The organism is Compostibacillus humi (assembly GCF_014637175.1).
GTDB classification, from domain to species: Bacteria; Bacillota; Bacilli; order Bacillales; family Amphibacillaceae; genus Oceanobacillus; species Oceanobacillus humi.
This window is the reverse complement of the sequence record NZ_BMEV01000003.1, coordinates 38,340-64,009: the sequence shown is the minus strand read 5'-3', so window position 1 is coordinate 64,009 and position 25,670 is coordinate 38,340. Positions and strand designations below refer to the sequence as shown.

Here is a 25,670-nt window from a genome sequence, read left to right as displayed (position 1 = left end):
AGCGTTGTATACGAAAATTTCGGAAGCAGCAAAATATATTCAAGAAAAAATATCGTTAACGCCTTCCATCGGTCTTATTTTAGGATCGGGGTTAGGCAGTTTAGCCGATGAAATCGAAATGAAGACGGTCATTCCTTATTCCGAGATACCCCACTTTCCCCAATCGACGGTAAAAGGCCATAAAGGGCAGCTCGTCATTGGGGAGCTGGAAGGAAAAAAGGTTATCGCCATGCAAGGAAGGTTCCATTATTATGAAGGCTATTCCATGCAGCAAGTAACATTTCCTGTTCGGGTCATGAAGGAACTTGGCATTTCATCTTTAATCGTTACGAATGCAGCTGGAGGTGTCAACAAGGATTTTCAGCCGGGAGATTTTATGATCATTACCGATCATATAAATTTAATGGGGGATAACCCGCTTATTGGCAAAAATGATGACCGGTTAGGTGACCGGTTTCCCGACATGTCGGAATGTTATGATCAGCAGCTCATCCAGCATGCCGAGGAATGTGCAAATCGTGTGCAAATTAAAGTAAAAAAAGGAGTATATGCGGCAAACACCGGGCCCCAATATGAAACGAAAGCAGAGGTCAAAATGGTTCATGTTTTGGGCGGTGATGCGGTAGGGATGTCAACAGTTCCTGAAGTCATCGCTGCCAATCATGGCGGTATCCGTGTGTTGGGAATTTCATGCATCTCCAACATGGCTGCAGGAATTCTGGAAGAGCCATTAAGTCATGCAGAAGTAATTGAAACGACAGAAAGAGTTAAAGAAGATTTTGTGAAACTGGTTCGAATAATCTTAGCGGACTTCCCGGATGTTTGAGGTGATCCGAGATGCGAATGTACGATATTATCGCTAAAAAAAGGGACGGCTTTGAACTGACGAAAGAAGAGATTGATTTCGTCGTCCATGGTTATACGAAAGGGGATATACCGGATTATCAAGTCAGTTCTTTGCTAATGGCAATCTACTTCCAGGGAATGACGGAAAAAGAGCGTTCTGAATTGACTTTAGCCATGGTAGAATCCGGAGAAATAATCGATTTATCGCCAATTCACGGGATTAAAGTGGATAAGCACTCGACTGGAGGAGTCGGGGATACAACTACATTAATCTTAGCTCCCCTTGTTGCTTCATGCGGGGTTCCGGTTGCCAAGATGAGCGGCCGGGGACTCGGACATACCGGCGGAACCATTGATAAGCTGGAATCAATTCCCGGATTTCATGTTGAACTAACGGAAGAGGAATTTATAAGGCAAGTCAATGAACGGAAAGTGGCTGTAATTGGACAAACGGGAAACCTTACTCCCGCCGACAAAAAACTGTACAGTCTGCGGGATGTAACAGCAACGGTCAATTCGATTCCGCTGATTGCAAGTTCCATTATGAGCAAAAAAATAGCCGCCGGAGCAGATGCCATCGTCCTCGATGTAAAATGCGGAAGCGGCGCCTTTATGAAGAGTGCTGAGGAAGCAAAAACACTGGCCAAAGCAATGGTTTCCATCGGAAATCGGGTTGGCCGAAAAACAATTGCTCTCATTACCGATATGAGTCAGCCGTTAGGGAAGGCGGTTGGAAATGCGCTGGAAGTGAAGGAAGCGATCGAAACGTTACGAGGAAATGGTCCGAAGGATTTAACCGAATTATGTTTAACCTTAGGCAGCTATATGGTTGTATTGGCAGAGAAAGCAGCAAGCCCTGAAGAAGCCCGAGCTATGCTGGAGGAGAACATTGCCAACGGAAAAGCATTTGAAACGTTTCTGTCGTTCGTTGAAGCGCAAGGAGGAGACAAATCTGTTTGTGAAAATGTAGAGCGGTTGCCGGAAGCGAAGAAAAAGATAGAGCTGACAGCGAAAAAATCCGGATTTATTACGGGCATCGCTGCGGACGAAATCGGTATTTCCGCAATGATGCTTGGTGCGGGGAGAACGACAAAAGATTCAACCATCGACTTGTCAGCAGGAATTGTGCTGCATAAAAAAGCAGGTGATGAAATCAAGGAAGGGGAGCCGCTCTTAACGATCCATACGAACAAACTGGAAGTCGAGAGTGTTATAGAAAAGTTATACGACAGCATTCATATTGAAAATACGAAAGCCGACATACCGCCTTTAATTTATGAAGTGATCACAGAAGGATAGATGGCAGAAAGCTGCTGGGATAATCCCCGGCAGCTTTTTATACTTTCGGCTGATAAGCCTTATTTTCAAGTATAGAAATAGCAACTTTTGGAAATCCTGTAATTATATTAACTGTTGGAGGTAAGACAATGAAAAGATTTCTTCTTGCTCTTTGCATCAGTATGTCTTTTATGCTTTTCACTGCCGCTGCAGCAGTTGCCGAAGAAGCGGATGAGAAGCAATCATTAAATCTAGCACCAAATGCAAAATCAGCTATTTTAATGGAAAGGGATACAGGAACGATTATTTACGACAAAAACGCCCATGAAATTTTGCCTCCTGCAAGTATGACGAAATTGATGACGATGCTCATCATTATGGAAGAGATGGAAAAGGGAAATTTAAAGAAAGATGAAATAATCCGGGTAAGCGAAAATGCAGCATCGATGGGCGGATCCCAAATCTTTCTGGAAGCAGGGGAAGAAATGACGGTGGAAGAATTGCTCAAAGGGGTAGCCATCGCATCTGCCAATGATGCCAGTGTTGCCCTTGCCGAACGGATATCCGGCAGTGAGGAAGCATTTGTTGCGGAAATGAACAAAAAGGTTAAAGAACTAGGCTTGAAAAACACAAAGTTTCAAAATACATCCGGTCTTCCTGCAAAAGATCATTATAGTACCGCTTATGACATGGCAATCATTGCCAAAGAATTGCTGAAATATGAAACAATAACAGAATATACGTCGATTTACGAAGATTATTTGCGGAAAGGGAAGGAAAATGAATTTTGGCTTGTGAACACGAATAAATTAGTCCGTTTTTATCCAGGGGTCGATGGATTAAAGACCGGCTATACCCAAGAGGCCAAATATTGCTTGACAGCAACAGCGAAAAAGGACGATATGCGTGTCATAGCAGTCGTCATGGGGGCTGATACTTCGAAAGAAAGAAATGCGATGATTTCTTCCATGTTGGATTATGCCTTTCAGCAATATGAAACAAATAAACTGTACGACAAGGGAGAAGTCATTACCGAGCTGAATCTCTTAAAAGCAGACAAACGAAACGTTCCAATTGTGTTATCCGAATCTGTAAGTACACTACATAAAAAAGGAGAAAATAAAGACAACATTCGTACCGAAATCCAGTTTAATGAAGAAATCAAATTGCCGATCGAAAAAGGAGCACAAGTAGGCACCCTCCTTGTAAAAGATGGAAAGGAAACATTAATGGATGTGCCTCTGACCGTTGATCAGGCGGTTAAGGAAGCGTCCTATTATAAGCTGCTGCAACGGACAATTGCTGAAATTGCAAAACATTAGTAGCGAGAAAAACGTAAGAAAAGGACTTTTTTTGTCGAATAGAAGGATTTGGAAATGCTGATAAAGAAAGTGTAAATAGCATAATCTGAGGAGGAGATAAACCGTGGGGCTATATTCGGTTTTTGAAGTGAAGGAGGATGTATTAGTCGTCCGTCTTGCCGGGGAACTGGATCATCATGAAGCGGAAGCATTGCGCAAAAAGTGGAAAGATATGATATATGAAAATCCGATTAAACATGTCATTTTAAATCTAGAAAGTGTAACGTTCATGGACAGCTCTGGTTTAGGTGTTATTCTAGGAAGATATAAAGAAGTTCTTCAGTTAGGCGGAGAGATGGTCGTCTGTTCCATTTCCCCACAAATCAAACGTTTGTTTGAAATTTCCGGTTTATTTAAAATCGTCAAGCTTGCGGAAAATGAAGAGTTCGCGCTAGAGGCATTGGGGGTGGCATCATGAAAAACGAAATGACGGTGGAATTTTCCAGCCGAAGCGAAAATGAATCCTTTGCCCGGGTGACGATTGCAGCCTTTATTTCCCAATTGGACCCGACGATGGATGAATTGACAGAAATAAAAACGGTAGTATCGGAAGCAGTAACCAATGCCATAATTCACGGGTATAACAACGAAGAGCATCATAAAATTTGGATGAAATGCACGATTGACGACAGCGGAGAAATAGAACTGATCATTAAAGATGATGGCATCGGCATTGCCAATATTGAAGAGGCCCGGCAGCCATTATATACTTCCAAGCCTGAATTGGAAAGGTCCGGCATGGGTTTTACGATTATCGAAAACTTTATGGATTCTGTTGAGGTTACTTCTTCTCCGGGTTCTGGTACTACCCTGCATATGGTCAAACAATTAGCAAAGACAAAGACGGTTTATAATTAGGATGCCTATGGATGTCAATGTTAAAAATCAAAAACGGGAAGAAACCTTAACAGATGAACAGGTGAAGGAGTATATTTACCGCAGCCAGCAAGGGGATAAGGAAGCCAGGGACTTTCTGGTGGAAAAAAATATGCGGCTGATTTGGTCTGTTGTCCAGCGGTTTTTAAACCGGGGCTATGACCCGGATGACCTGTTTCAAATTGGAAGCATCGGTTTAATTAAGTCGATTGATAAGTTTGATTTGTCCTACGATGTGAAATTTTCGACCTATGCAGTGCCGATGATTATCGGTGAAATCCAGCGGTTTATCCGAGATGACGGCAGTGTAAAAGTGAGCCGGTCTCTAAAAGAAATTGGCAATAAAATCCGCAAGAAAAAGGATGAATTGACGAAACAAATGGGTCGATCACCGACAATACACGAGATCGCCGATGCGCTGGAAATTACACCGGAGGAAGTTGTCCATGCCCAGGAAGCTGCCAAATCTCCCCACTCCATTCATGAAACTATTTTTGAAAATGATGGAGACCCGATTACGCTGCTCGATCAAATCGCTGATGAAGATACGAATTGGTTTGATAAATTAACGCTGGAAGAAGCGATCAAACGTTTGAACAAAAGGGAGCGTCTCATTATTTATTTGCGTTATTATAAAGATCAAACGCAGACAGAAGTAGCTGAAAGATTGGGAATCTCCCAGGTGCAGGTTTCCCGGCTGGAGAAAAAGATTTTAAAAGAAATGAAAGCAAATATGGATCCATAAGACAAGTATAAGCAGAGAAACAGTTTCTCTGCTTTTTTATTTTGCCCTTCAGTTGGGTTTCCAGAGATTCTCCGGTTGGCGCATCGGATAAAATTGCATTTCTGACAAATACTAAACGTACATTTTCGTAAAAAGGATGGTACAGTATGGTACATACCGTTTATTTGCGATTAAAAAAAACAGTAGAAGTTTCCAGTTTGCGAACATTATTACTGAAAGATATTGCATTTATCGGGATGGAGAATGAAGCAGCAAAAAAGACGCTGGAAGATATACCCGTATACAGGCTTACAAAACGGGATAAAAATTTAGTCGTATTAGACAGTTTTCTAATTATTGAAACATTGACAAAACTGATGAATAATTTGGATATTCAACTTATCGGTCCGGCGCAAACCGTCATTCGGGTCATGCCCAAGTCGCGTAAAAAGCCGCTGATTGCTGTGATATTTATTTGGATATTGCTATTCATCGGGACGTCCATGACGATTATGAACTTCCATTATGATGTAAGCATGCAGGAAGTGCAGCAGAAATTGCACTATTTGCTGACTGGAAAAACCAATCCGTATCCGCTGTGGATTCAAATTCCTTATTCTATCGGTCTTGGAATCGGTACACTATTATTTTTTAACCATTGGTTTAACAAGCGGTTTAATGAAGAACCGAGTCCATTGGAAGTGGAAGTGTTTAATTATCAGCAGGACCTCGATAATTATTTGTACCATCATGAAAATAAACTAAATGACAGAAACGATTCTCCATAATTTTCTCCAAATAATCATCGGCTTTAGCGGAGGTCTTGCAGTAGGCGGAGGTTTTGTTGCTTTTATTACCGTTTTAGGCATTATCCCTAGACTGATTCAGCTTAGCAAAACGGAAAAATATATTAAAGTTTTCGGTGCAAGTGTGATTTTCGGCTTACTGTTCGGTTCTTACTTATCCTTCGCGGAAATTCCCGTTTATCACCCTTATTTTTTTCTGGCGATAGTAGGCATGTTCCACGGAATATTTAACGGGATGCTTGCCGCTGCATTAACAGAAGTATTAAACGTCTTTCCGATATTAACGAAAAGAATCGGATTCCAAGGTTACGTAATTACACTGTTAATGGCAATTGTATTTGGAAAAGTAATCGGTTCATTATTTCAATGGGTTATTTTTGTCCGCCTATAAATCGCTTTAAATTTTTGGAGGGAATAAAATGCCGAAATTAAAAAAACAAGATACGGTTTCAGCAAATATAAGGCATAATCACAACTATATGAAAGAAAAGCTGGGGATGGATGTTTCCTTTGATGTCGGCTTTCGTGAAATTGTCCTATTGAAGCGGAAAGTGCAGCTTTACTATGTTACCGGACTTTGTGATGCAGTCATCGTTCAGGAGCTGCTGAAAACGCTAATTTATATTAACGATATGGAGCGGGAGAGCAGGAAACTTGCAGATATTGTCGAAAACCGGCTCAATCACCAGCAAGTGAACAAAGTAGAATTTATGGATGAAGTAGTTGACCAGATATTATCTGGTCTCGTTGCTGTCTTTATTGATGGAGAGAAAAAGGCATTTATCGTCGATGTACGCAGCTATCCGGGCCGAACCCCGGAAGAACCGGATACGGAAAAAGTGATTCGGGGTTCCCGGGACGGGTATACCGAGAATATTATCGAAAATACCGCATTAACGAGACGGCGTATCCGGGATGAACGTCTTCGCCATGAAATGTTGAAAGTAGGAGAACGTTCCAAAACGGACGTATGTGTCAGTTATTTGCAAGACGTAGCAGATCGGGGGCTCGTAGAGTATGTAAAAAGCAAACTGGAAAAAATCGACATTGATGGTATTTCCATGGCGGATAAAACGATTGATGAGTTTTTTATTGACCGAAAATGGAACCACTATCCTCTCGTCCGCTATACGGAAAGGCCGGACGTTGCCGCCAGCCATCTCTTTGAAGGGCATGTCATCATTATAGTAGACACCTCTCCAAGTGTCATTATTTTACCGACCACCTTTTTTCATCATACACAACATGCGGAAGAGTTTCGCCAAACGCCAGCCGTCGGTACGTTTATCCGGCTTATCCGTTTTCTCGCCGTACTTGCGTCCATGTATTTATTGCCGTTATGGCTTCTTTTTGCCTTAGAGCCGACATTGCTGCCGAAAGAACTGTCATTTATCGGACCGAATGAGGAAGGCAACATCCCGATTGTCATTCAAATTTTAATTGCGGAAATTGGAATCGAATTTTTGCGCATGGCCGCTATTCATACACCGACTCCGCTATCCACTTCCATGGGTCTGATTGCAGCCGTTTTGATTGGCCAAATTGCCATTGACGTCGGACTGTTTAGCCCGGAAATAATTTTATATGTTGCCGTCAGTGCCATTGGTACGTATGTGACGCCAAGCTATGAACTGAGCGTCGCCAACAAATTGATGAATCTATTTTTGATTTTGGCCGTCGGACTATTCGGGCTAAATGGGTTTATAATCGGATTTGTTATTCATTTTCTGTATTTAGTCAATTTAAAGTCGTTAAGAACCCCTTACCTTTGGCCGTTTATCCCATTCAATCCTTATGCTATGTTCCATGTCCTATTCCGGGTTCCGACCCCGTATACGAATATTCGGCCAAGGATTGTCCATCCGAAAAATAATTACCGCCAGCCGAGGAGAAAGAGCTATACTGAATAGTTAGCTCTTTTGTTATTTACGTTAATATGTTAAAGTAAATTATTATTTGAAAATTGTAGGAAGCGAGGAAAGTGTAATGATCGTAAATAACCATCCATTCCCGGTTAATGATCAGGGCCATTTGGAAATCGGCGGCATCGACTGTGTGGACCTGGCAAAAAAATATGGCACACCGCTATACGTATATGATGTATCCATCATCCGGCAAAAAGCAAAAGGTTTTGTAAAAGCCTTTCAACATAGAAATATTAAAGCAAAGGTCGCTTATGCAAGCAAAGCTTTTTCTTCCATAGCAATATTGCAAGTAATCAATCAGGAAGGGCTCTGTTTAGATGTTGTATCGGAAGGGGAGCTGTATACCGCCTTAAAGGCCGGATTCCCGGTGGAACGAATTCATTTTCATGGAAATAATAAAAGCTTGCGAGAATTAAGAATGGCTGTACGGAATAATATAGGCTGCATTGTAGTTGATAACTTTCTTGAAATCGATATGTTGCATCAAGTGCTTACGGAAGAGAAGAAAACGATGGACGTGCTAATTCGGGTAACACCGGGAGTAGAATCACACACCCACGAATACATTCAAACCGGCAGTGAAGACTCGAAATTCGGCTTTAATATTCAAAATCGTCAGGCAGAACAAGCTTTTCGCCACGGAAAGCAATATGACAACATCCGGATTAGAGGCGTACATTGCCATATCGGTTCGCAAATTTTCGAAACGGAAGGGTTCCGGTTGGCCGTCGAAGTTGTATTTCAAGAAATGGCCATTTGGAAGGAAAGGTACGGATATGTGCCCGAGGTGGTAAATTTTGGCGGCGGCTTCGGTATCCGCTATACAGAGGATGACCAGCCATTGCCCCATAAACGATACGTCGATGATTTAGTTGAAGCGGTTCAAAAGGAAGCAGACAAGCTGCAAATTGCGTTGCCGGAAATTTGGATTGAGCCGGGAAGAGCCATCGTTGGTGAAGCCGGAATTACGCTATACACAATCGGAGCACTGAAAGAAATACCGGGAATTCGCAGCTATATTGCGGTGGACGGCGGGATGACCGACAATATCCGGCCAGCCCTCTATCAGGCAAAATACGAAGGGGTCGTTGCCAATAAAGCGGATCATTCACCAAAAAGAAATGTTTCTATTGCCGGGAAATGCTGTGAATCAGGCGATATGCTCATCTGGAATCTGCCGGTACCGGAAGTGGAGCCTGGCGACATCCTTGCGGTTTTTTCAACCGGTGCCTACGGTTATTCCATGGCGAGCAACTACAATCGCCTTCCTAAACCGGCTGTCGTATTTGTTGAAAATGGGAAAGACCAATTGGTAGTCAGACGGGAAACTTATGATGACATCGTCCGAAATGATTTGTTTTATGAATCTTGATGCAATAATCCCAGCCACACTGTTTTATCGAACGGAAATCACATGATACAATATTTTTATAACGATTTATTGATTGAAAATGAAAAGGAGATAAAAATCAATGAAAAAAGGTTATATTTTAATGGAAAATGGCGAAAAAGTAGAATTTGAACTTTTTCCGAACGAGGCACCGGGAACGGTAGAAAATTTCGAGAAACTTGCCAATGAAAAATTTTATGATGGGCTAACATTTCATCGGGTCATTCCTGGCTTTGTCAGCCAAGGCGGCTGTCCCAATGGAAACGGAACGGGGAATGCCGGTTATACAATAAAATGTGAAACCGACGGAAATCCTCATCAGCATGTCGAAGGGGCGATTTCCATGGCGCATGCGGGGAGAGATACAGGCAGCTGCCAATTTTTTATTGTTCATGAACCACAGCCCCATTTAGACGGTGTTCACACTGTTTTCGGACAAGTAACATCAGGAATCGAGCATGTCAAAGCGATGAAAAACGGGGACGTCATGAAAGAGGTACGGGTTTTCTCGGAGTAATAGATAAAGGAATCCGTTAAAGCCATGGATTGGTTATTTGTAATCCAACTCGTTTATCTTGTCTTCGTCATTGCTCCAGTATGTACGCTGATTCATGAATGCGGCCATGGAGTCGGCTCAAAATGGACTGGGGCGGAGAAAATCAACATTTCTGTCGGAATGGGAAAAACAATCTTTTCCTTTACGATTCATACTATTCAATTTCATATCCGTACAATATTTTTTATTGGCGGTTGGACAAAAAGTGCTGGAAAAGATAACTTGACAAAAGGGCAGGCGCTATGGATTTCGTTCTCCGGACCGCTGTTTAATATGTTGTTTGCAATGTTAAGTTTCATCCCGATGACCATTCATCCAAATGAATTCATTGAATTATTTTTCTGGTTTAATGTATGGCTAGCGGCCGTCAATCTCGTCCCTTTTCGCATCGGGAACAAATATACGGATGGCTATGCAATGCACGAAACACTCTTTTCCAGAAAAAAATAGAATGATAAATGCGATAAGCAGTGCGAAAATTACATCAATATTTGACAAAGTTCCTGATTAATGCAATAAATTAAGTATGTACAAAATGAAAAGACATACGTAAGATATATCCATTATATCTGATTTAGTTAAGAGGGGTCTTTATGTTAATTCGATATAAGAAAAATCTGGAAAAGATTGCAATGGGTTTATTGTCCTTTATGCCAGAAGAAAAAAAGGATGTTAAAAAACTATTGCAAACAATTAAAGAATATGAAGCAAATCCTAATTGGCATCTTTATTTATGGAAAGAAGATGACGATGTGTTAGGAGCAATCGGTGTGAGATTGGAAGATAAAAATGCTTATATACAGCATATTTCTGTAAATCCTTCACATCGCAATATTGGGATTGGCAAAAAAATGGTCAAAGAGATTTACCGCATATACGAACAGCAGCAGTATCACGTGTATGCCATTGAGGTCATTAAGGAATTTTTTGAAAGATGCATATCCGACTCAGAAAACACAATGGAATAGCGCCTAAAAGCGCATGGTCATGAAGTGTCTCTGGAAATTATAAAATAGCCAGCCCTTTTCATTGCGGGCTGGCTTTACACTTGATGGAGTGTTATACGTTTATCCCGCCGGTTCCCGGTTGTTGATCGGAAATCCGTCCATAGGTGAACAGTTAGGGTATTAGGATGTCCCCGTATTTATCTTTGTTTAAAACCAAGCTGCACCTACAATAATTAAAAGGATGAACAACACGACAATTAGCGCAAATCCTCCGCTGTGACCATGACTCATAAGAAATTCCTCCTTTTCTTAATCCATAAATATGAGAAAATCTCATCTTACGTTAATAATTTATGATAACTGACACAGTATTGTATGGGCATTTATGACAAATGAAACATTTTGCGAAAAGAGTGAAGGAAACGACATGGAGAACGGTTATTTTGTAAAATTAGATGCATTTGAAGGACCGCTCGACTTATTGCTGCATTTAATCCAAAAATATGAGATTGATATTTACGATATTCCGATGGCAGAGCTTACAAAGCAATATATGGAATACGTTCACACAATGCAAAAGCTGGAGTTAAATATTGTTAGCGAATATTTGGTCATGGCCGCCACCCTTCTGGCTATTAAAAGCCAAATGCTTCTGCCGAATCAAGAAATGGATGACGAATCCGATGAATATGAAGAGGATCCAAGACAAGAATTAATGGAACGTTTGATTGAATATCGAAAATACAAAGAAGCTGCGCAAAAGCTAAAGGAAAAAGAATTCGAAGCGAATCAAATTTTTACCAGGCCGCCTGTACAATGGGAAAAGGAAAAAGCTCAGGTTATGGAACAAGGGGATATTTCAATCTATGATATGATCCATGCGCTCAGTAAAATATTTGAACGGAAAAAATGGAATTTGCCGCTTCATACAAAAGTAAAACGGGCAGATATTTCTATTGAACAGCGGATGGATGAAGTGCGTCAAATTGTGCGGGAAAGCAAGGAAGGCATCGCTTTTGATCAATTATTCCCCAATCCGTCCAAATCCGAAATTGTCACAACGTTTATTGCAATATTGGAGTTAATGAAAGCAAAAGAAATTTATTGCAAACAAAAACACCATTTTGATACATTGATGATTTATTATATGGGGGAATAACAATGGATAAACGTGAAATAAAAGGTATTATTGAAGGTTTGTTGTTTGCCAGCGGAGATGAAGGGATTACAAGGAAACAAATTGTTAAAATTGTCGGCATCTCTTTGGACAAAACCGATGAAATACTGGAAGAGTTAAAATTGGAATACGATCAAATTGATCGCGGAATCATGATAATGGAATTTCAAGATGTTCTGCACCTTACGACGAAACCGATGCATAGTCATTTTCTGAAAAAACTGTTGGAAATACCGCGTTCCAGCAGAATGTCCCAGGCAGCATTGGAGACGTTAGCAATCATAGCCTATAATCAGCCCATTACGAAAACGGAAATTGAAAATATCCGTGGAGTCAGCAGTGACCGGCCGGTTCAAACTTTGCTTTCCCGTTCGCTGATCGAGGAAGTTGGACGAAAGGATACTCCCGGGAAACCAATATTATATGGGACAACAAAAGATTTTCTCACTTATTTCGGGCTCACTTCATTGGAAGAATTGCCACCGTTGCCTGAAGAGGAGGAAACAGAAGATTTAAATCGTGAAGCAGATTTATTTTTTGAACAATTTGCAGAGGAATTTAAAGAAGAAAATAACTAAGAAAAGATGCTTTCTGAAATGGAAGGCATCTTTTTTCACGTTGAAAAAATTTGAGGCATATGGATACAAAGAGGTGATCTAATGAAGAAATCCCATCAATATCTTCTGCAATTAAAAGACTGGGGAAAAGAAATGGAGCGAATTGTAACTGATTTTGAATTACAAGCGGAAAAAGAAAATGTACAAAAATTATTGGAAGATATTAACAAATCCATTGAACACGGACTATATCAGGAAGAAAACATTAAAAAATTGCAAGAACAGGGAAAATCGCTCTTAATGAGACTAGGATTTTCAGCAGCGATTCCATACGGGGAACATAAACTTCCGCCTCTGCCATATGCCTATGATGCCCTGGAGCCTTATATCAGTGAAGAAATAATGCGGCTTCATCACGATATTCATCATCAATCCTACGTGGACGGCTTAAATGAAGCGGAAAAACATTTATATAAAATGAAAATGGATAAATCCGAGTTAAAACATTGGTTAAGGGAACAGGCTTTTCATGGTTCTGGCCATTATCTCCATTCGATATTTTGGAAGAACATGTCACCCCATTCCAGCAAAATGCCGGTAAAAGCGATAAAAAAGCAAATCGAGTCCGATTTTGGCTCATGGGAAGACTTCAAACATCAATTTACAGAAACCGCTTTATCGGTGGAAGGTGTCGGCTGGGCTGTTCTCTTCTGGCATCCAATGAGCAACAGGCTTGGAATCCAGTCATTGGAGAAGCATCAGTTGTTTGATATTGCCGGTTTAATTCCATTATTGGTGCTTGACATGTGGGAACATGCTTACTACTTGCAGTATAAAACAAACAAAAAAACATATGTAAACAACTGGTGGAACGTTGTGAATTGGGAAGATGTGAACGACCGTTTTATAAGAGCGAAGGGAAAATAGGGGCAGGACAGCCTGCTCCTGGAAAAATTATCATATCTGCCAAGCCTTTGCATACAATGTAATAGATTTAAGCCAGGAGGACGAGCGTATGCGGAAATTATCCATTCTTATACTCACTATATTATTATCGATTACCTGGCCTTCCGCTGGACAGGCATTACCTGGTGTTTCTGCTGAGAATGCAGTATTAATCGAACAATCTACCGGCAGAATCCTCTTCGAAAAAGCTGCCCATGAAAAGCAATCCATCGCCAGTATTACAAAAATTATGACGGCGATCATCGCCATCGAATCAGGAAAAATGGATGAAAGAGCAACCGCATCAAGGGAGGCTGTCTATACCGAGGGGTCCTCGATTTACTTAGAAGAAGGGGAAAAGATGACCATTAAAGATTTAGTATATGGCCTGATGCTCCGGTCGGGCAATGATGCGGCTGTTACAATTGCCGAGCATATTGGCGGCAGTGTCGAAGGGTTTGTCTATTTAATGAATGAAAAAGCAGACTGGCTCGGAATGACGAATACAAATTTTGAAAATCCCCACGGTTTAGATTCTGAAAAGCATTATTCTTCTGCTTATGACATGGCATTGTTAATGCGCTATGCGATGGACAACGATATCTTTAGGGAGATTTCCGGCACAGAGCGGTACAAGTCGGAAAACCGCACCTATTATTGGCAAAATAAAAATAAATTGTTAACCAAGTATTATGAATATTGTACAGGGGGAAAGACCGGGTATACAAAGAAGACCGGAAGAACACTCGTTACAACAGCAAAGAAAAACGGCATGGAATTAATAGCCGTCACATTGAATGCGCCGGATGACTGGAATGATCACATACATATGTATGAATATGGCTTTGACCAATACGATTTGAAATCTCTTTCTGAAGAAGGGAAGAAGTATTTTAATATACTCGATTGGAATACCGAAACAGCAGGGTATCATCGGGAAGTAATCTATCCGTTAACCGAAGAGGAAGTTTCTTTAATTAAGAAGAAAAATTTTCTCCTTGCAAATGAAGGGGAAAAAGGAGAAATCATCGGGAGATCCGTATTCTATTTAAACGATGAAGAAATTGCCAATATCCCGATTTATCGTGAAGAAAAGAAAGAAAAAGAGGCTTCTTTCTTTATGGATACATTAAATGTTTTAAAGAAAGTAATTGGGATGCAAAATGGTTAACATTATTTGGGCGTTTATGGCAATGGTCGGGATTGTATATGCCATGTTCAACGGAACGATGGATGAAGTGAATAAAGCTATTTTGGAAAGTGCCAATCAGGCCGTACAGCTTTCCATCGGGTTAATCAGCATACTCGTTTTTTGGCTTGGAATTATGAAAATAGCGGAGCATGCAGGAATATTAAAAGTGTTAACATCTTTGTTAAGGCCGCTCGTTGTCAGGCTTTTTCCGGACATTCCGAAAGACCACCCGGCCCTCGGATATATATTGTCCAACTTTACCGCTAATTTATTCGGTCTTGGAAATGCTGCAACACCGTTAGGGATTAAGGCGATGGAACAAATGAAAAAATTGAACGGAAATAAAGACGAAGCTTCCCGGTCGATGATTACTTTCCTCGCTATTAATACTGCCGGATTAACGTTAATCCCAACTACTGTCATTGCTATTCGTATCCAATTCAATTCCAGCAATCCGACAGAAATCGTAAGCACCACACTTGTTGCAACAGGGTTGGCACTAACTAGCGCCATCCTGCTCGACCGCTATTTTTATTACCGCAGTCAAAGGAGGAAAAAATAATGGCATTTCTTTCTGCCATCAGTACTTGGATCATTCCTTCGTTTTTGCTGATCGTCCTCATAACAGCCTACATGAAAAAAATACCATCGTACGAATTGTTTGTAGAAGGAGGGAAAGAAGGTGTCAAACTGGCATTTTCTTTGCTTCCTTTTTTAGTTGGAATGCTCGTTGCCATTTCCATTTTGCGAAGCTCCGGGGCGTTGGATGCGTTTATCCAGCTTATTTCCCCGTTGTTGATGAAGGCTGGGATTCCGCCGGACATAATACCATTAGCGTTAGTTCGGCCAATTTCCGGCAATGCAGCATTGGGAGTTATGACCGAAATCATTTCTACCCACGGACCAGACTCGTTTATCGGAATATTGGCATCGACCATCCAAGGAAGTACCGATACGACCCTCTATATACTTACGGTCTACTTCGGTGCCGTAGGGATAAAGAGGATGGGCTATGCGCTAAAAGTTGGACTTTTAGCAGATTTGGTTGGTATAATTGTATCGGTAATTATTGTTACAATTATGTTTGGATAAACTAATGATTAGCGTTAACGTTCGGGTTAACGCTATTATTATGTAGTAAAGTAGGGGTTAGAATGGAAAATAATTTGGAACGGCTGCAAAAGGTCATTGCCCAAAGCGGCATTGCATCCCGCAGGAAAGCAGAACAGCTAATCTTGGAAGGGAAAGTAAAAGTAAACGGAAAAGTGATTACAACGTTAGGAACGAAGGTGTCCAAAGAAGATCGAATTGAAGTAAACGGGATACCAGTGGAAAAAGAACAGCCGGTATATTATGTAATGTATAAACCGCGAGGCGTAATCTCCAGCGTGAAAGATGACCGGAACAGAAAAACGGTAATCGATTTATTTGGTGAAGAGGTAACAGAACGGATTTTTCCCATCGGCCGGTTAGATTACGATACATCAGGGCTGCTCCTTTTAACGAATGACGGCGAGTTCGCCAATCTGATCATGCATCCAAAATATAAAATCGACAAAGTGTATATTGCAAAAGTAAAAGGTATCCCGACGAAACAAGATCTATCACTGCTGAAGAAGGGCGTTCGTTCCGGGAAAGATTTTCTAAAGGCGGTACATGTCAAATTGAAAGGAATAAACCGTAAATCCAATACGGCGATTCTGGAGATTACGCTGCATGAAGGAAAAAATCGTCACATTCGCAGAATGATGGATGAACTTGGCTTCCCCGTCTTAAAACTAAAGCGGGAACGTTACGGTTTTCTTGATCTGAAAGGATTAAATCCGGGGGAATATCGGCCGTTAAATCCAAAGGAAGTAAAACAATTAAGGCATTTGGCAATAAAAAATGTTAAATAATAGTCAAATTTAGCAATGGGTATACATGGTATAATGGCATAAGGGAGTGATTAACTTTGGATAAAGCCGAAGCAAAAAAGAGAAAAAAACGAAATCGTTTAATATACCGTTCGATTATACTCGCAGTAATGGTCGGTGCAATAATCTTTGCAGTAGTCTCCAATTTACAGGAAGATAAGACGATTTACCGTGTTGGGGACCAGGCTCCCGATTTTCAATTAAAACAAATTAATAAAAATAATGACCAGGAGACAATCACCTTAAGCGAGCTTCGGGGGAAGGGAGTTATGCTCAATTTTTGGGGCACCTGGTGCAAACCGTGTGAAAAAGAAATGCCATATATGCAGGAGTTATACCCTGAATACAAAGAAAAAGGAATCGAAATTGTCGCAGTCAGTTTAGACAATACCGAATTAGTGGTGGATCGTTTTATCGACAAGTACGGCCTCACTTTTCCAATTCCCCATGATAAAACCGAAGAAGTCCGGGATTTATATAAAGTAGGGCCTATCCCAAGCACGTTTTTCATCAGCCCAGAAGGAGAAATTGTCGAAATCGTCAATGGAGCCCTATCACTGGAAAAGCTGGAAGGATCATTAAACAAAATTTTGCCGTAACCGTAATCCACTGCTTCCATGAAACTGAAGCAAGAACGATTTTCGGACACATTCACAATTAAAACCAATACAAGCGGGGGGTAGTTATGAAAGAAATAAAGTGCGAATGCGGACATGTTAACCCGATCGGAACGGTTCTTTGTGAATCGTGCGGTAAGCCGATTGAGGGCAACCAGCATATAGACGGAAATGATAAAAAGAGATTGTTAAATATGCGATATGACGGAACGGCAAGACGTTCCCAAACCTTTAATAAAACGTTCATAGATAAAGTTTGGGCTTTCTTTTCTTCCGTGAAGGTGGGGGTCTGGCTTATCGTTCTAGCTTTAATTGCTTCCATCCTTGGAACAATTTTTCCGCAAGAACAATACATACCTATTAATGCGCCAAACCGGGACCCTGCCGTATTCTATGAAGCACAATACGGGATATTTGGATTAATTTATTATCAGCTCGGCTTTCACAATTTATACTCTTCGGTATGGTATATGATTTTGATCGCCCTTATCGGTGTCTCTCTCGTTATTTGCAGTCTTGACCGCTTTTTGCCGCTGTACAAAGCGCTGAAAATACAAAAACCAAAAAAACATAAAACATTTTTAAGCAGGCAGCGGCTGTACAGCGAGTCAGAAAATGTGACGGACGAAGAGTTAAAACTTGTAAAAGAACGTTTGGCAAAAATGCGCTACGACATTACCGAAGAAAACGGAAATTTACTAGCGGAAAAGGGCAGATTTTCCCGCTGGGGCCCATACGTGAACCATATTGGATTAATCATTATTTTAATAGCAGCGATTTTGAGAATGACGCCAATATTTTATTTTGAGGAATACGTCTGGGTGCGAGAAGGGGAAACGACTGTTATTCCTGGTACCGACGGGGAATACTACATAGAAAATATCGATTTTATTTTCGATGTCCATGATGATGAAAAATTTGCCGAAGCATTGGAAAAAGAAGGCATGGTTCCTAGCAACTACCAGACGGACCTGATCGTTTACCGTGCTGATACTCCGCTTCCTGGGGCAGAACCAGAACTAAAACCTATATTGGAAGATTCCGTCCAGATGAATAAACCGCTTGAATTTGACAAATTCACCATCTATCAGTCTGGATATCAGCTCAATGAATTTTCCAGCATGACCTTTGCGATTCAGGAAAAGGACAATGAAGAAAATGATTTTGGTTCATTTACCATTGATTTGACAAATCCTGAATCAGAGTATGAACTGGACAATGGATTCCGTGTCGTCATTGATCAATATTATCCTGACTATTATTTGGACGAGAACGGAGTACCTGCATCAGAAACAAATTATCCCCGGAATCCTGCTTTTGTATTTCTCGTTTATCCGCCGGATGAAAACGCGCCTGAAATAAGCTTTGTCGGCATCGGACGTAATGTCGATGCGACAGGAGAAAACAATTATAAATTGGGAATTCAAGATTTTGATATGCGGGATGTTAGCGGACTGTCTGTAAAATATGACCGTTCTCTTCCATTTTTCGGAATCGGTGCAGCCATCTTTATGATTGGTGTCATTCAAGGAATGTATTGGCAGCACCGTCGTATATGGATTAATCCGAACAATGGCAAAGTGCTGCTGGCAGCCCATACAAACAAAAACTGGTTTGGTATCAAAAAAGAGATTGAAATTGCGATTAAAGATACAAATATTACGATGGTGGAGGACCAGCAAGAACTGGATAAATCATCGTAATCGTGCAGACAAATAGAAAAAACTAAAGCATTCACACTGCTTGAGGAGGAGTATTATGGATTTATTAAGCGTAAGCAGCACCGCGCTTTATACCGCTTTTTTCGGTTATTTGCTTGCAACGTTCTTTTTCGGTGCAACGATTCGGGATAAACGAACAGACCAGCATCGGAAAAAACGCACGATGGAAAGAATTGCTTTTTCGCTGACAGTAGCAGGATTTTTAGCCCAGCTCGTCTATTTTATTACAAGGTGGATTGCAAGCGGCCATGCACCGGTAAGCAATATGTTTGAATTTGTCACCTTTTTAGGTATGGCCTTAGTTTTGGCATTTATTATTCTTTACGCCTATTACAGGCTTAACTTTTTAGGATTATTTGCGCTGCCTATCGCAATGATTATCATTGCCTATGCAAGTATGTTCCCGACGGAAATTGCACCGCTCGTTCCTTCCTTGCAGAGCCATTGGCTATACATTCATGTAACTACTGTCGCCCTTGGACAAGGGATTTTGGGAATTAGTTTTGTCGTCGGATTAATGTATTTAATTAAAGTGACGGACCAATCCCGGAGGACAAAGCAAAATTTCTGGCTTGAGTTTGTCATTTATATTCTGTTCCTTGTAATTGGTTTCGTAGCAATTACTACTACGTTTAATGCGATGGATTATGAAGCAACCTTTGAATACAGCCAAGGAAATAATACGGTTACTACCGAATATCATTTGCCGCCGATTGCAGCGCCAAACGGGGGCACCCTAATAACAGAGGGTGTCATGGAACCTTGGTTTGAAACCCCGGCATGGTTCCAAGGCGAAGATGCAGGCAGGAAGTTTAATACGTTAATTTGGTCCATCATTGCAGGGTCCATCATTTATTTGGCTGCCCGCCTCATTTTTAGAAAAAGGATTGGCGCAACAATCCAGCCATTGCTTAGAAATATTAAAGCAGATTTATTGGATGAAATTGAATATCGGTCGGTTACGATTGGATTTCCAGTATTTACATTAGGCGGCCTGATTTTTGCCGCCATTTGGGCAGAAATTGCCTGGGGACGTTTCTGGGGATGGGACCCGAAAGAAGTTTGGGCCCTGATTACTTGGTTCTTTTATGCAGCCTACTTGCATTTGCGGCTGTCCCGAGGCTGGCACGGTGAAAAATCCGCATGGCTGGCCGTCATCGGATTCGGTATTATTATGTTTAACTTGATTGTCGTGAACCTGGTTATGGCTGGTTTACATTCTTATGCATAAATTTATTATTACGAACTGATAAAATGAAAGTTTTTCCATTATTTAGGGAGGGAGCAAAATGGAAACGGAAACGAAAGTGTTAGTTGTGGATGACGAAGAGCGGATTCGCAGGCTGCTGCGTATGTATCTTGAGCGGGAAGAATTTACTGTTGAAGAAGCGGCAAACGGAAAAGAGGCATTAGAAATGGCCTTGGCAAATGATTACCACGTCATTATCCTGGATATTATGATGCCGGAAATGGACGGAATTGAAGTTTGCCAGGAACTGCGCAAAGAGAAAAGTACACCTGTCATCATGTTAACGGCAAAAGGGGAAGAGTCAAACCGTGTACAGGGGTTTGAAGTCGGGGCAGATGATTACATCGTTAAACCGTTTAGTCCGCGGGAAGCAGTCTTGAGAGTCAAAGCGATACTGCGCAGGGTTCAATCCTCCCAGTTTAATGAAGCGGAAATGCCAACACGAGATGTCCTTGTTTTTCCGCACTTAACTATCGACCATGATGCCCATCGTGTTACTGCAGATGGACAAGAAGTAAGCCTTACGCCGAAAGAATACGAGCTTCTTTGCTTTTTGGCAAAGTCGCCGGATAAAGTGTTTAACCGGGAACAGCTGTTGAAGGAAGTTTGGCAATACGAATTCTTCGGAGATTTGCGAACGGTGGATACCCATATTAAGCGATTGCGGGAAAAATTAAGCAAAGTTTCCAAAGATGCTGCGAAAATGATCGTCACCGTTTGGGGAGTAGGCTATAAATTTGAAGTAGATGATGGCAAATAATGTTTTGGCGTAGTGTTGTCGGAAAACTGGCAGTAACAATACTTGGTCTCGTCTGTTTCGTTTTATTTATCTTGTCCATCTTGTTGCTGCAGTTTTTCGAGAATTTTCATATTACGAAGGCTGAAGAAAATTTAATGCAAGTAGCAACGAAAATCTCCCTTTTATTAGAACAGCAAGAAAACGAAACTTTTTCCGAGGAATTCGTTGAACTGATAAAAGATCAGACGAGCAGGGTGGCTATCGTTCATGCTGATCAGCAAATATGGGTTTCAGACTCTGCAGATGAAAATTTAACTGCAATGGAGCCTAGCTGGCTGGACGAAATGCCCGAATTGCAAAGAGTTATAAATGGCAACGTGGAAGTTCAAGAAGAAATCATTCTTCCTGATACCGATTTTGAAGCTATTATCGTCGGAAAACCAACGAGAAATGGTGCCATTTTTGTCTATCAATCATTGAATGTCGTCAATGAAACGAAGGCGGAAACAAGGAAAATTATTTATTTTGGTGCTGCTGTCGCCTTAATTTTAACGACGTTTTTTGCTGTTTTTCTTTCCACCCGGGTAACCTCACCGCTTATTAAAATGCGGGAAGCAGCGAGGGAAATTACCAAAGGGGAATTTAATACGAAAGTTCCGATTTTGACCCACGATGAAATCGGCGATCTGGCGATAGAATTTAACCGTATGGGGAGACAGTTAAAGTTTCATATTAATGCCCTCAGACAGGAAAAAGAGCAATTTTCCAGCATCGTCAGCTCCATGGCTGACGGGGTTATGACGCTGAACCGCAACGGGCATATGATTGTTGTCAACCCTCCTGCAAAAGTATTTCTTGAAAATCTCTACTTTGAAAATAACATTCCGATCGATGAAAAAAATCAGGAAATTCCGGCGGAACTTAAGGGAATATTGCAGGAAGTCATCGAAGGAGAAAAAAAGGCAGTTCGGGAATTTAATATCCAGGGAAGAATCTACGTCATGCTAATGACTCCTTTGTATGATGGCCCTCACGTCCGGGGAGCGGTTGCAGTAATTCGGGATATGACGGAGGAAAGAAGAACAGATAAATTAAGAAAAGACTTTATCGCTAACGTATCCCATGAGCTGCGAACGCCGATTTCAATGATGCAAGGATATAGCGAGGCAATCGTAGACGACATTGCTGAGACGAAAGAAGAGAAAAATGAACTTGCGCAAATCATTCATGAAGAATCATTGCGCATGGGCCGTTTAGTAAATGATTTGCTTGATTTAGCCCGAATGGAAGCTGGCCATAGCCAGCTCCAAAAGGAACTTGTGGAAATTAAACCGTACCTGCAGCGAATTGTCAAGAAATTCCAAGGGGTTGCAACGGAAAACAATATCCGCCTGATGCACGAATTTCAGCTAACAGTTCGTTACGTCTCCTTAGACCCGGATAAAATTGAGCAAGTATTTACAAACTTAATCGACAATGCCATCCGGCATACCGATGATCACGGGTTTGTCCTTATTAAAGTAAAAAACTCGGAAAGCGAATTGTATGTTTCGATTGAAGATAATGGAAGCGGAATTCCGGAAGAAGATTTGCCTTTTGTCTTTGAGCGTTTTTATAAAGCAGATAAATCAAGAACGAGAAATAAGGAGAAAAAAGGTACCGGATTGGGGCTTGCCATTGCAAAAAACATTGTGGAAAGTCATGGAGGAACAATAAGCGTAAAAAGCAAACTGCAGCAAGGAACTACATTTAGTTTCCGGATTCCTCTCGATTAAGCGAAAAACTTTGCAAGTCAATCATTGGCTTGCAGAGTTTTTTTGCTTTTATAGAAGTTGAACTTGGTATTTTTCCCTTTTTCCCATATAGTTATTAGTGTAACTATTTACATGGAATAACGACTATTTTTATGAAACGGACGGAGGTTCCAAATGAAAACCGTTTTTGATCGATTGTATGATACGTACCATCAGGACTTATTCCAATTCATCATGTATATAGTCAAAGATCGAACCATCGCCGAAGATTTAATCCAAGAAGTATATATTAAAGTGTTGAAGTCATACTACACCTTTAAGGGGGAAAGCAGCGAAAAAACTTGGCTCTTTTCCATTGCCCGGCACGTAACATACGACTACTTTCGCTCTCAGCAGCGGATGAAGAAACGCATCTCCCAATTTTTTGACTGGAGTGAAAAAGGGGAAATCATTCCGGACAATAAAAGCCTTCCGGAAGAAATTGCCATTCAAAATGATGAAATACGAAGGGTTTATCATTATTTGGACAAATGCACAAAAGATCAAAGAAGCGTTCTAATATTGCGGTATATTTTATCTTTTTCCATACAGGAAACGGCAGAAATATTAAATTTCAGTATTAGCAAAGTAAAAACTACCCAGCATCGCGGATTAAAAAATTTACGGAAATATTTATTGGAAGATGAAGAGAAAGGAGGGACGGAAAATGAAGTCAAGGAAGGGAAACGATGAAAAGGAAATTATTCAATTATTGCAGCAAATGCCCAGATTGGAAGACCGCCAGGAGAAATACCAGATATATAAACAGTCTGCGCTAGAGGACAATATGACCGATTTAGCATCTCATGATCGTTCAAAATTCAGCCGGTTTGCACCGGTATTGGCAACGGCAGCTGCCATATTTATAATCGTTCTTATTCCGTTTGTTTATAATTTATCCGACTCTCACTTTACTTCAGAAGTAGCTAATGATTCAAGCGGGGCAATGGAAGCACAGGATGAACAATTAACGATGATCGAAGACGAGAATTATGATGCCCTTTTTACCGCAGAGGCTGATAAAAGTCATGCTTACGTACTTCATACTGTGAATGATGACGAAAACGTCATATTCGGAGCAATTCCGGACGAACAGGGACAATATTTAATTCCGATAACATTTGTCGTTTCCGCCAAAGGGAATTTAGACGAACTTTATAATAAATTACCTGAATATATGGAAGAGCATGAGCTGGCAGATAACGACTTTTTACTGCAAGGTGCAACTTATTCGATCGACGATGAGAAAAAGATCGTCAAAGTTCAGCTTCCGCAAGATTTTTCTTTAGGTGAAGGTTCAGTCAGGGCGTATCAATTTGAAAAGACGTTATCGGTTATGTTTGCTCCCCACGGCATTACAAAAGCAGTTTTCGAAACGGCAGACGGCAATACAATTGACTTAGGCCCGTTCGGGAAAATGGAAGAAATGCCAATCCTTCCCGAAGAGAGGGCAAGTTACAAGTTATATAAGGAACGATATCTTGTACCTGTGCCGCAACAACCGGATTTTCCTATCGATGAAGCAATTTTGGAAATGAAGGAGGAGGATACGGCCTTTCACTTAACAAATACGATACCGGAAGAAATCAACTTTCGTATAACAGAAGATGAAAAAGAACTCGTGCTCGAATATACCGGAAAGGCAATACTAGAAAACAATGAAAAGTATTCCGTCATGATTGATGCGATATTAATGACAGCCAAAAGCTATGGTTTCGAATCTGTCCGTTTTGACAATATAAAGATAGTCCGGATTGGAAATTATATTTTGGAACAGCCGATAAAAGTGCCAGAAGGCGTGAATCCGTATACTATAGGGAAATAGATCCTATACTTTACATCCAGCTTTGGATCGTATATCCGGAGCTGGATGATGCATTTCCTGTTGAAATGCCGCTGTCCTTACTAACCCTTTCTTCTCAGCTGTCGTTTTTCTCCTCGATTTAATCTTCCTGTGCTATTATTTAAATGAAAGATGTCTATTTTTGTTCGAAATGGGGAAGAACATGCTTTTCGAAGCGATTATTTTAACATGTATAAAGGAATTGAATGAAGAACGTTCAGCATCCAGCATATATCATTTGCTAAAAGGAAAAAAAGGAATTCAAACCGTTCAGGATGCTTTTTTATTTCGATTGGAAAATTATTATCGAATTTATCCCACATTAACAAGAGATGATTTTGAAAGAAAAATTACGGAACTGGAAAGAAAAAAATTGATCAGAAGGGGAAAGGAATCGAATTCCTTTTACCGCTTAACGGATCAAGGCCATGTATTGCTGAAAAGATATAAGATGAAATGCTTTTATGGAAAAAGGTTTGGAGATGCAGCAAATATTTTCTATAGCCGGCTTCTGCTTTTAATCCAAACATTAACGAACAGGAATATGGGTAATACCACTTTTCTCCCTATTATTGACGATCGAAAAATACAATATTGGATAAAACAGATATACCCAAAAATAAAGGGGAAGGAAAAGAATTGGCTAAAGGGACTGTATCAAGAACTGTATAACTTGTTGCAGCCATTTTCGGAACTGGAAAAAGGAATTTTTGTACACCGGTTAACCGGCTATAAAAGATACGGTTTAAGTATCGAGCAATTAGCAGAAAAATTTTCCCAAGATCGGCATGACGTCATCCTCCTGTTAGAAAGTGTAAAACATCAAATGTATGTCAAAGTGAATAAAGAAAAAGACTTATATCCGCACCTGTCCTTTGTTTCCAAAAATAGTATTCCGGCAGCTGCGCTGACAGAATCGGCAAAAACAACATACCGCTTACTGCAAAAAGGCTATGGGATTGAACAAATTGCGTCCATCCGAAAATTAAAGATTAATACAATTCATGATCATATCGTTGAATTAGCCATTTCTGTTCCGGATTTTCCCATTGAACCGTTCGTATCACCGGAGGAAAAAATGGAGATTGTCCAGGCGATAAAAAGATTGAATTCCTTTAAGCTGAAAGATATAAAAAATGCGGTGCCAGATCACATTGATTACTTTCAAATCCGGCTTGTATTATCAAACCAAAATAAATAAAGAAAATTGGT

29 protein-coding genes are annotated in these 25,670 nt (G+C 40.7%); 28 read left to right on the top strand and 1 reads right to left on the bottom strand.

Translation table 11 applies throughout. The features are described from left to right. The first annotated feature begins 4 nt into the window (after positions 1 to 4). The 13 genes from IEV18_RS01380 (at position 5) to IEV18_RS01320 (ending at position 10,730) form a co-directional block, all read left to right on the top strand. Positions 5 to 826, top strand: coding sequence for a purine-nucleoside phosphorylase (locus IEV18_RS01380; RefSeq protein WP_188390575.1), 822 nt, complete (start codon positions 5 to 7; stop codon positions 824 to 826). Positions 827 to 837: 11 nt separating this feature from the next. Further along, complete coding sequence (locus IEV18_RS01375; protein ID WP_188390574.1) at positions 838 to 2,145, top strand: pyrimidine-nucleoside phosphorylase; 1,308 nt, start codon at positions 838 to 840, stop codon at positions 2,143 to 2,145. A 128-nt stretch (positions 2,146 to 2,273) separates the two neighbouring features. Next, positions 2,274 to 3,446, top strand: coding sequence for a D-alanyl-D-alanine carboxypeptidase family protein (locus tag IEV18_RS01370; protein ID WP_188390573.1), 1,173 nt, complete (start codon positions 2,274 to 2,276; stop codon positions 3,444 to 3,446). 103 nt (positions 3,447 to 3,549) lie between these two features. After that, the gene (gene spoIIAA, locus IEV18_RS01365; RefSeq protein WP_188390572.1) at positions 3,550 to 3,903 is read left to right on the top strand and encodes an anti-sigma F factor antagonist; all 354 of its coding nucleotides are present in this window, start codon (positions 3,550 to 3,552) and stop codon (positions 3,901 to 3,903) included. Next, the gene (gene spoIIAB / locus IEV18_RS01360; protein ID WP_188390571.1) at positions 3,900 to 4,343 is read left to right on the top strand and encodes an anti-sigma F factor; all 444 of its coding nucleotides are present in this window, start codon (positions 3,900 to 3,902) and stop codon (positions 4,341 to 4,343) included. The genes spoIIAA and spoIIAB overlap by 4 nt, the downstream gene beginning before the upstream one ends. Positions 4,344 to 4,350: 7 nt before the next feature. After that, positions 4,351 to 5,106, top strand: coding sequence for an RNA polymerase sporulation sigma factor SigF (gene sigF / locus IEV18_RS01355; protein WP_188390570.1), 756 nt, complete (start codon positions 4,351 to 4,353; stop codon positions 5,104 to 5,106). A gap of 146 nt (positions 5,107 to 5,252) precedes the next feature. Then, a complete protein-coding gene (locus IEV18_RS01350; RefSeq protein ID WP_188390569.1) occupies positions 5,253 to 5,873 on the top strand; it encodes a stage V sporulation protein AA in 621 nt (206 codons plus the stop codon). Then, complete coding sequence (locus IEV18_RS01345) at positions 5,851 to 6,282, top strand: stage V sporulation protein AB (RefSeq protein WP_188390568.1); 432 nt, start codon at positions 5,851 to 5,853, stop codon at positions 6,280 to 6,282. Before IEV18_RS01350 ends, IEV18_RS01345 begins: the two co-directional genes overlap by 23 nt. Positions 6,283 to 6,310: 28 nt before the next feature. Beyond that, positions 6,311 to 7,801, top strand: coding sequence for a spore germination protein (locus IEV18_RS01340; protein WP_188390567.1), 1,491 nt, complete (start codon positions 6,311 to 6,313; stop codon positions 7,799 to 7,801). 76 nt (positions 7,802 to 7,877) lie between these two features. Then, entirely contained in the window at positions 7,878 to 9,188 is a 1,311-nt protein-coding gene (lysA, locus tag IEV18_RS01335) for a diaminopimelate decarboxylase (RefSeq protein ID WP_188390566.1), read from the top strand. Positions 9,189 to 9,288: 100 nt separating this feature from the next. Then, complete coding sequence (locus IEV18_RS01330; RefSeq protein ID WP_188390565.1) at positions 9,289 to 9,723, top strand: peptidylprolyl isomerase; 435 nt, start codon at positions 9,289 to 9,291, stop codon at positions 9,721 to 9,723. 24 nt (positions 9,724 to 9,747) lie between these two features. After that, positions 9,748 to 10,212: a M50 family metallopeptidase gene (locus IEV18_RS01325; RefSeq protein ID WP_188390564.1), complete on the top strand. Its 465-nt coding sequence runs from the start codon at positions 9,748 to 9,750 to the stop codon at positions 10,210 to 10,212. 143 nt (positions 10,213 to 10,355) lie between these two features. Beyond that, positions 10,356 to 10,730: a GNAT family N-acetyltransferase gene (locus IEV18_RS01320; RefSeq protein WP_188390563.1), complete on the top strand. Its 375-nt coding sequence runs from the start codon at positions 10,356 to 10,358 to the stop codon at positions 10,728 to 10,730. 186 nt (positions 10,731 to 10,916) lie between these two features. On the opposite strand, the gene IEV18_RS01315 is transcribed toward IEV18_RS01320, so the two are convergent. Then, on the bottom strand, positions 10,917 to 11,000 hold the full coding sequence (locus IEV18_RS01315; protein WP_188390606.1) for a YjcZ family sporulation protein: 84 nt from the start codon (positions 10,998 to 11,000) through the stop codon (positions 10,917 to 10,919). Positions 11,001 to 11,136: 136 nt separating this feature from the next. Between IEV18_RS01315 and IEV18_RS01310 the strand changes: the two genes are divergently transcribed. The 15 genes from IEV18_RS01310 (at position 11,137) to IEV18_RS01240 (ending at position 25,659) form a co-directional block, all read left to right on the top strand. Next, positions 11,137 to 11,868, top strand: coding sequence for a segregation/condensation protein A (locus IEV18_RS01310; protein WP_188390562.1), 732 nt, complete (start codon positions 11,137 to 11,139; stop codon positions 11,866 to 11,868). Between the two features lie 2 nt (positions 11,869 to 11,870). Continuing rightward, positions 11,871 to 12,464 (top strand): SMC-Scp complex subunit ScpB, encoded by a 594-nt coding sequence (gene scpB / locus IEV18_RS01305; RefSeq protein ID WP_188390561.1) that lies wholly within the window; start codon positions 11,871 to 11,873, stop codon positions 12,462 to 12,464. A gap of 81 nt (positions 12,465 to 12,545) precedes the next feature. After that, complete coding sequence (locus IEV18_RS01300) at positions 12,546 to 13,370, top strand: superoxide dismutase (protein ID WP_188390560.1); 825 nt, start codon at positions 12,546 to 12,548, stop codon at positions 13,368 to 13,370. Positions 13,371 to 13,458: 88 nt separating this feature from the next. Beyond that, positions 13,459 to 14,559, top strand: coding sequence for a D-alanyl-D-alanine carboxypeptidase family protein (locus IEV18_RS01295; protein ID WP_188390559.1), 1,101 nt, complete (start codon positions 13,459 to 13,461; stop codon positions 14,557 to 14,559). Then, complete coding sequence (locus IEV18_RS01290) at positions 14,552 to 15,142, top strand: nucleoside recognition domain-containing protein (protein WP_188390558.1); 591 nt, start codon at positions 14,552 to 14,554, stop codon at positions 15,140 to 15,142. The genes IEV18_RS01295 and IEV18_RS01290 overlap by 8 nt, the downstream gene beginning before the upstream one ends. Further along, positions 15,142 to 15,672 (top strand): spore maturation protein, encoded by a 531-nt coding sequence (locus IEV18_RS01285; protein ID WP_188390557.1) that lies wholly within the window; start codon positions 15,142 to 15,144, stop codon positions 15,670 to 15,672. The genes IEV18_RS01290 and IEV18_RS01285 overlap by 1 nt, the downstream gene beginning before the upstream one ends. A gap of 62 nt (positions 15,673 to 15,734) precedes the next feature. Beyond that, the gene (locus IEV18_RS01280; protein ID WP_308421525.1) at positions 15,735 to 16,478 is read left to right on the top strand and encodes a pseudouridine synthase; all 744 of its coding nucleotides are present in this window, start codon (positions 15,735 to 15,737) and stop codon (positions 16,476 to 16,478) included. Between the two features lie 56 nt (positions 16,479 to 16,534). Then, positions 16,535 to 17,095 carry a thiol-disulfide oxidoreductase ResA gene (resA, locus tag IEV18_RS01275; RefSeq protein WP_229733507.1) on the top strand — a complete coding sequence of 187 codons (561 nt, stop codon included), beginning with the start codon at positions 16,535 to 16,537 and terminating at the stop codon, positions 17,093 to 17,095. Between the two features lie 86 nt (positions 17,096 to 17,181). Next, on the top strand, positions 17,182 to 18,816 hold the full coding sequence (gene resB, locus IEV18_RS01270) for a cytochrome c biogenesis protein ResB (RefSeq protein WP_188390556.1): 1,635 nt from the start codon (positions 17,182 to 17,184) through the stop codon (positions 18,814 to 18,816). A 55-nt stretch (positions 18,817 to 18,871) separates the two neighbouring features. After that, complete coding sequence (gene ccsB / locus IEV18_RS01265) at positions 18,872 to 20,065, top strand: c-type cytochrome biogenesis protein CcsB (RefSeq protein WP_188390555.1); 1,194 nt, start codon at positions 18,872 to 18,874, stop codon at positions 20,063 to 20,065. Positions 20,066 to 20,123: 58 nt separating this feature from the next. Further along, positions 20,124 to 20,843: a response regulator transcription factor gene (locus IEV18_RS01260; protein ID WP_188390554.1), complete on the top strand. Its 720-nt coding sequence runs from the start codon at positions 20,124 to 20,126 to the stop codon at positions 20,841 to 20,843. Then, on the top strand, positions 20,843 to 22,597 hold the full coding sequence (locus IEV18_RS01255) for an ATP-binding protein (RefSeq protein WP_188390553.1): 1,755 nt from the start codon (positions 20,843 to 20,845) through the stop codon (positions 22,595 to 22,597). The genes IEV18_RS01260 and IEV18_RS01255 overlap by 1 nt, the downstream gene beginning before the upstream one ends. Positions 22,598 to 22,750: 153 nt before the next feature. After that, the gene (gene sigX, locus IEV18_RS01250; protein ID WP_188390552.1) at positions 22,751 to 23,308 is read left to right on the top strand and encodes an RNA polymerase sigma factor SigX; all 558 of its coding nucleotides are present in this window, start codon (positions 22,751 to 22,753) and stop codon (positions 23,306 to 23,308) included. Then, positions 23,283 to 24,440 (top strand): RsiX family anti-sigma factor, encoded by a 1,158-nt coding sequence (locus IEV18_RS01245; protein ID WP_188390551.1) that lies wholly within the window; start codon positions 23,283 to 23,285, stop codon positions 24,438 to 24,440. The genes sigX and IEV18_RS01245 overlap by 26 nt, the downstream gene beginning before the upstream one ends. Before the next feature lie 181 nt (positions 24,441 to 24,621). Beyond that, on the top strand, positions 24,622 to 25,659 hold the full coding sequence (locus IEV18_RS01240) for a YpbB family protein (RefSeq protein WP_188390550.1): 1,038 nt from the start codon (positions 24,622 to 24,624) through the stop codon (positions 25,657 to 25,659). Positions 25,660 to 25,670 lie beyond the last annotated feature (11 nt).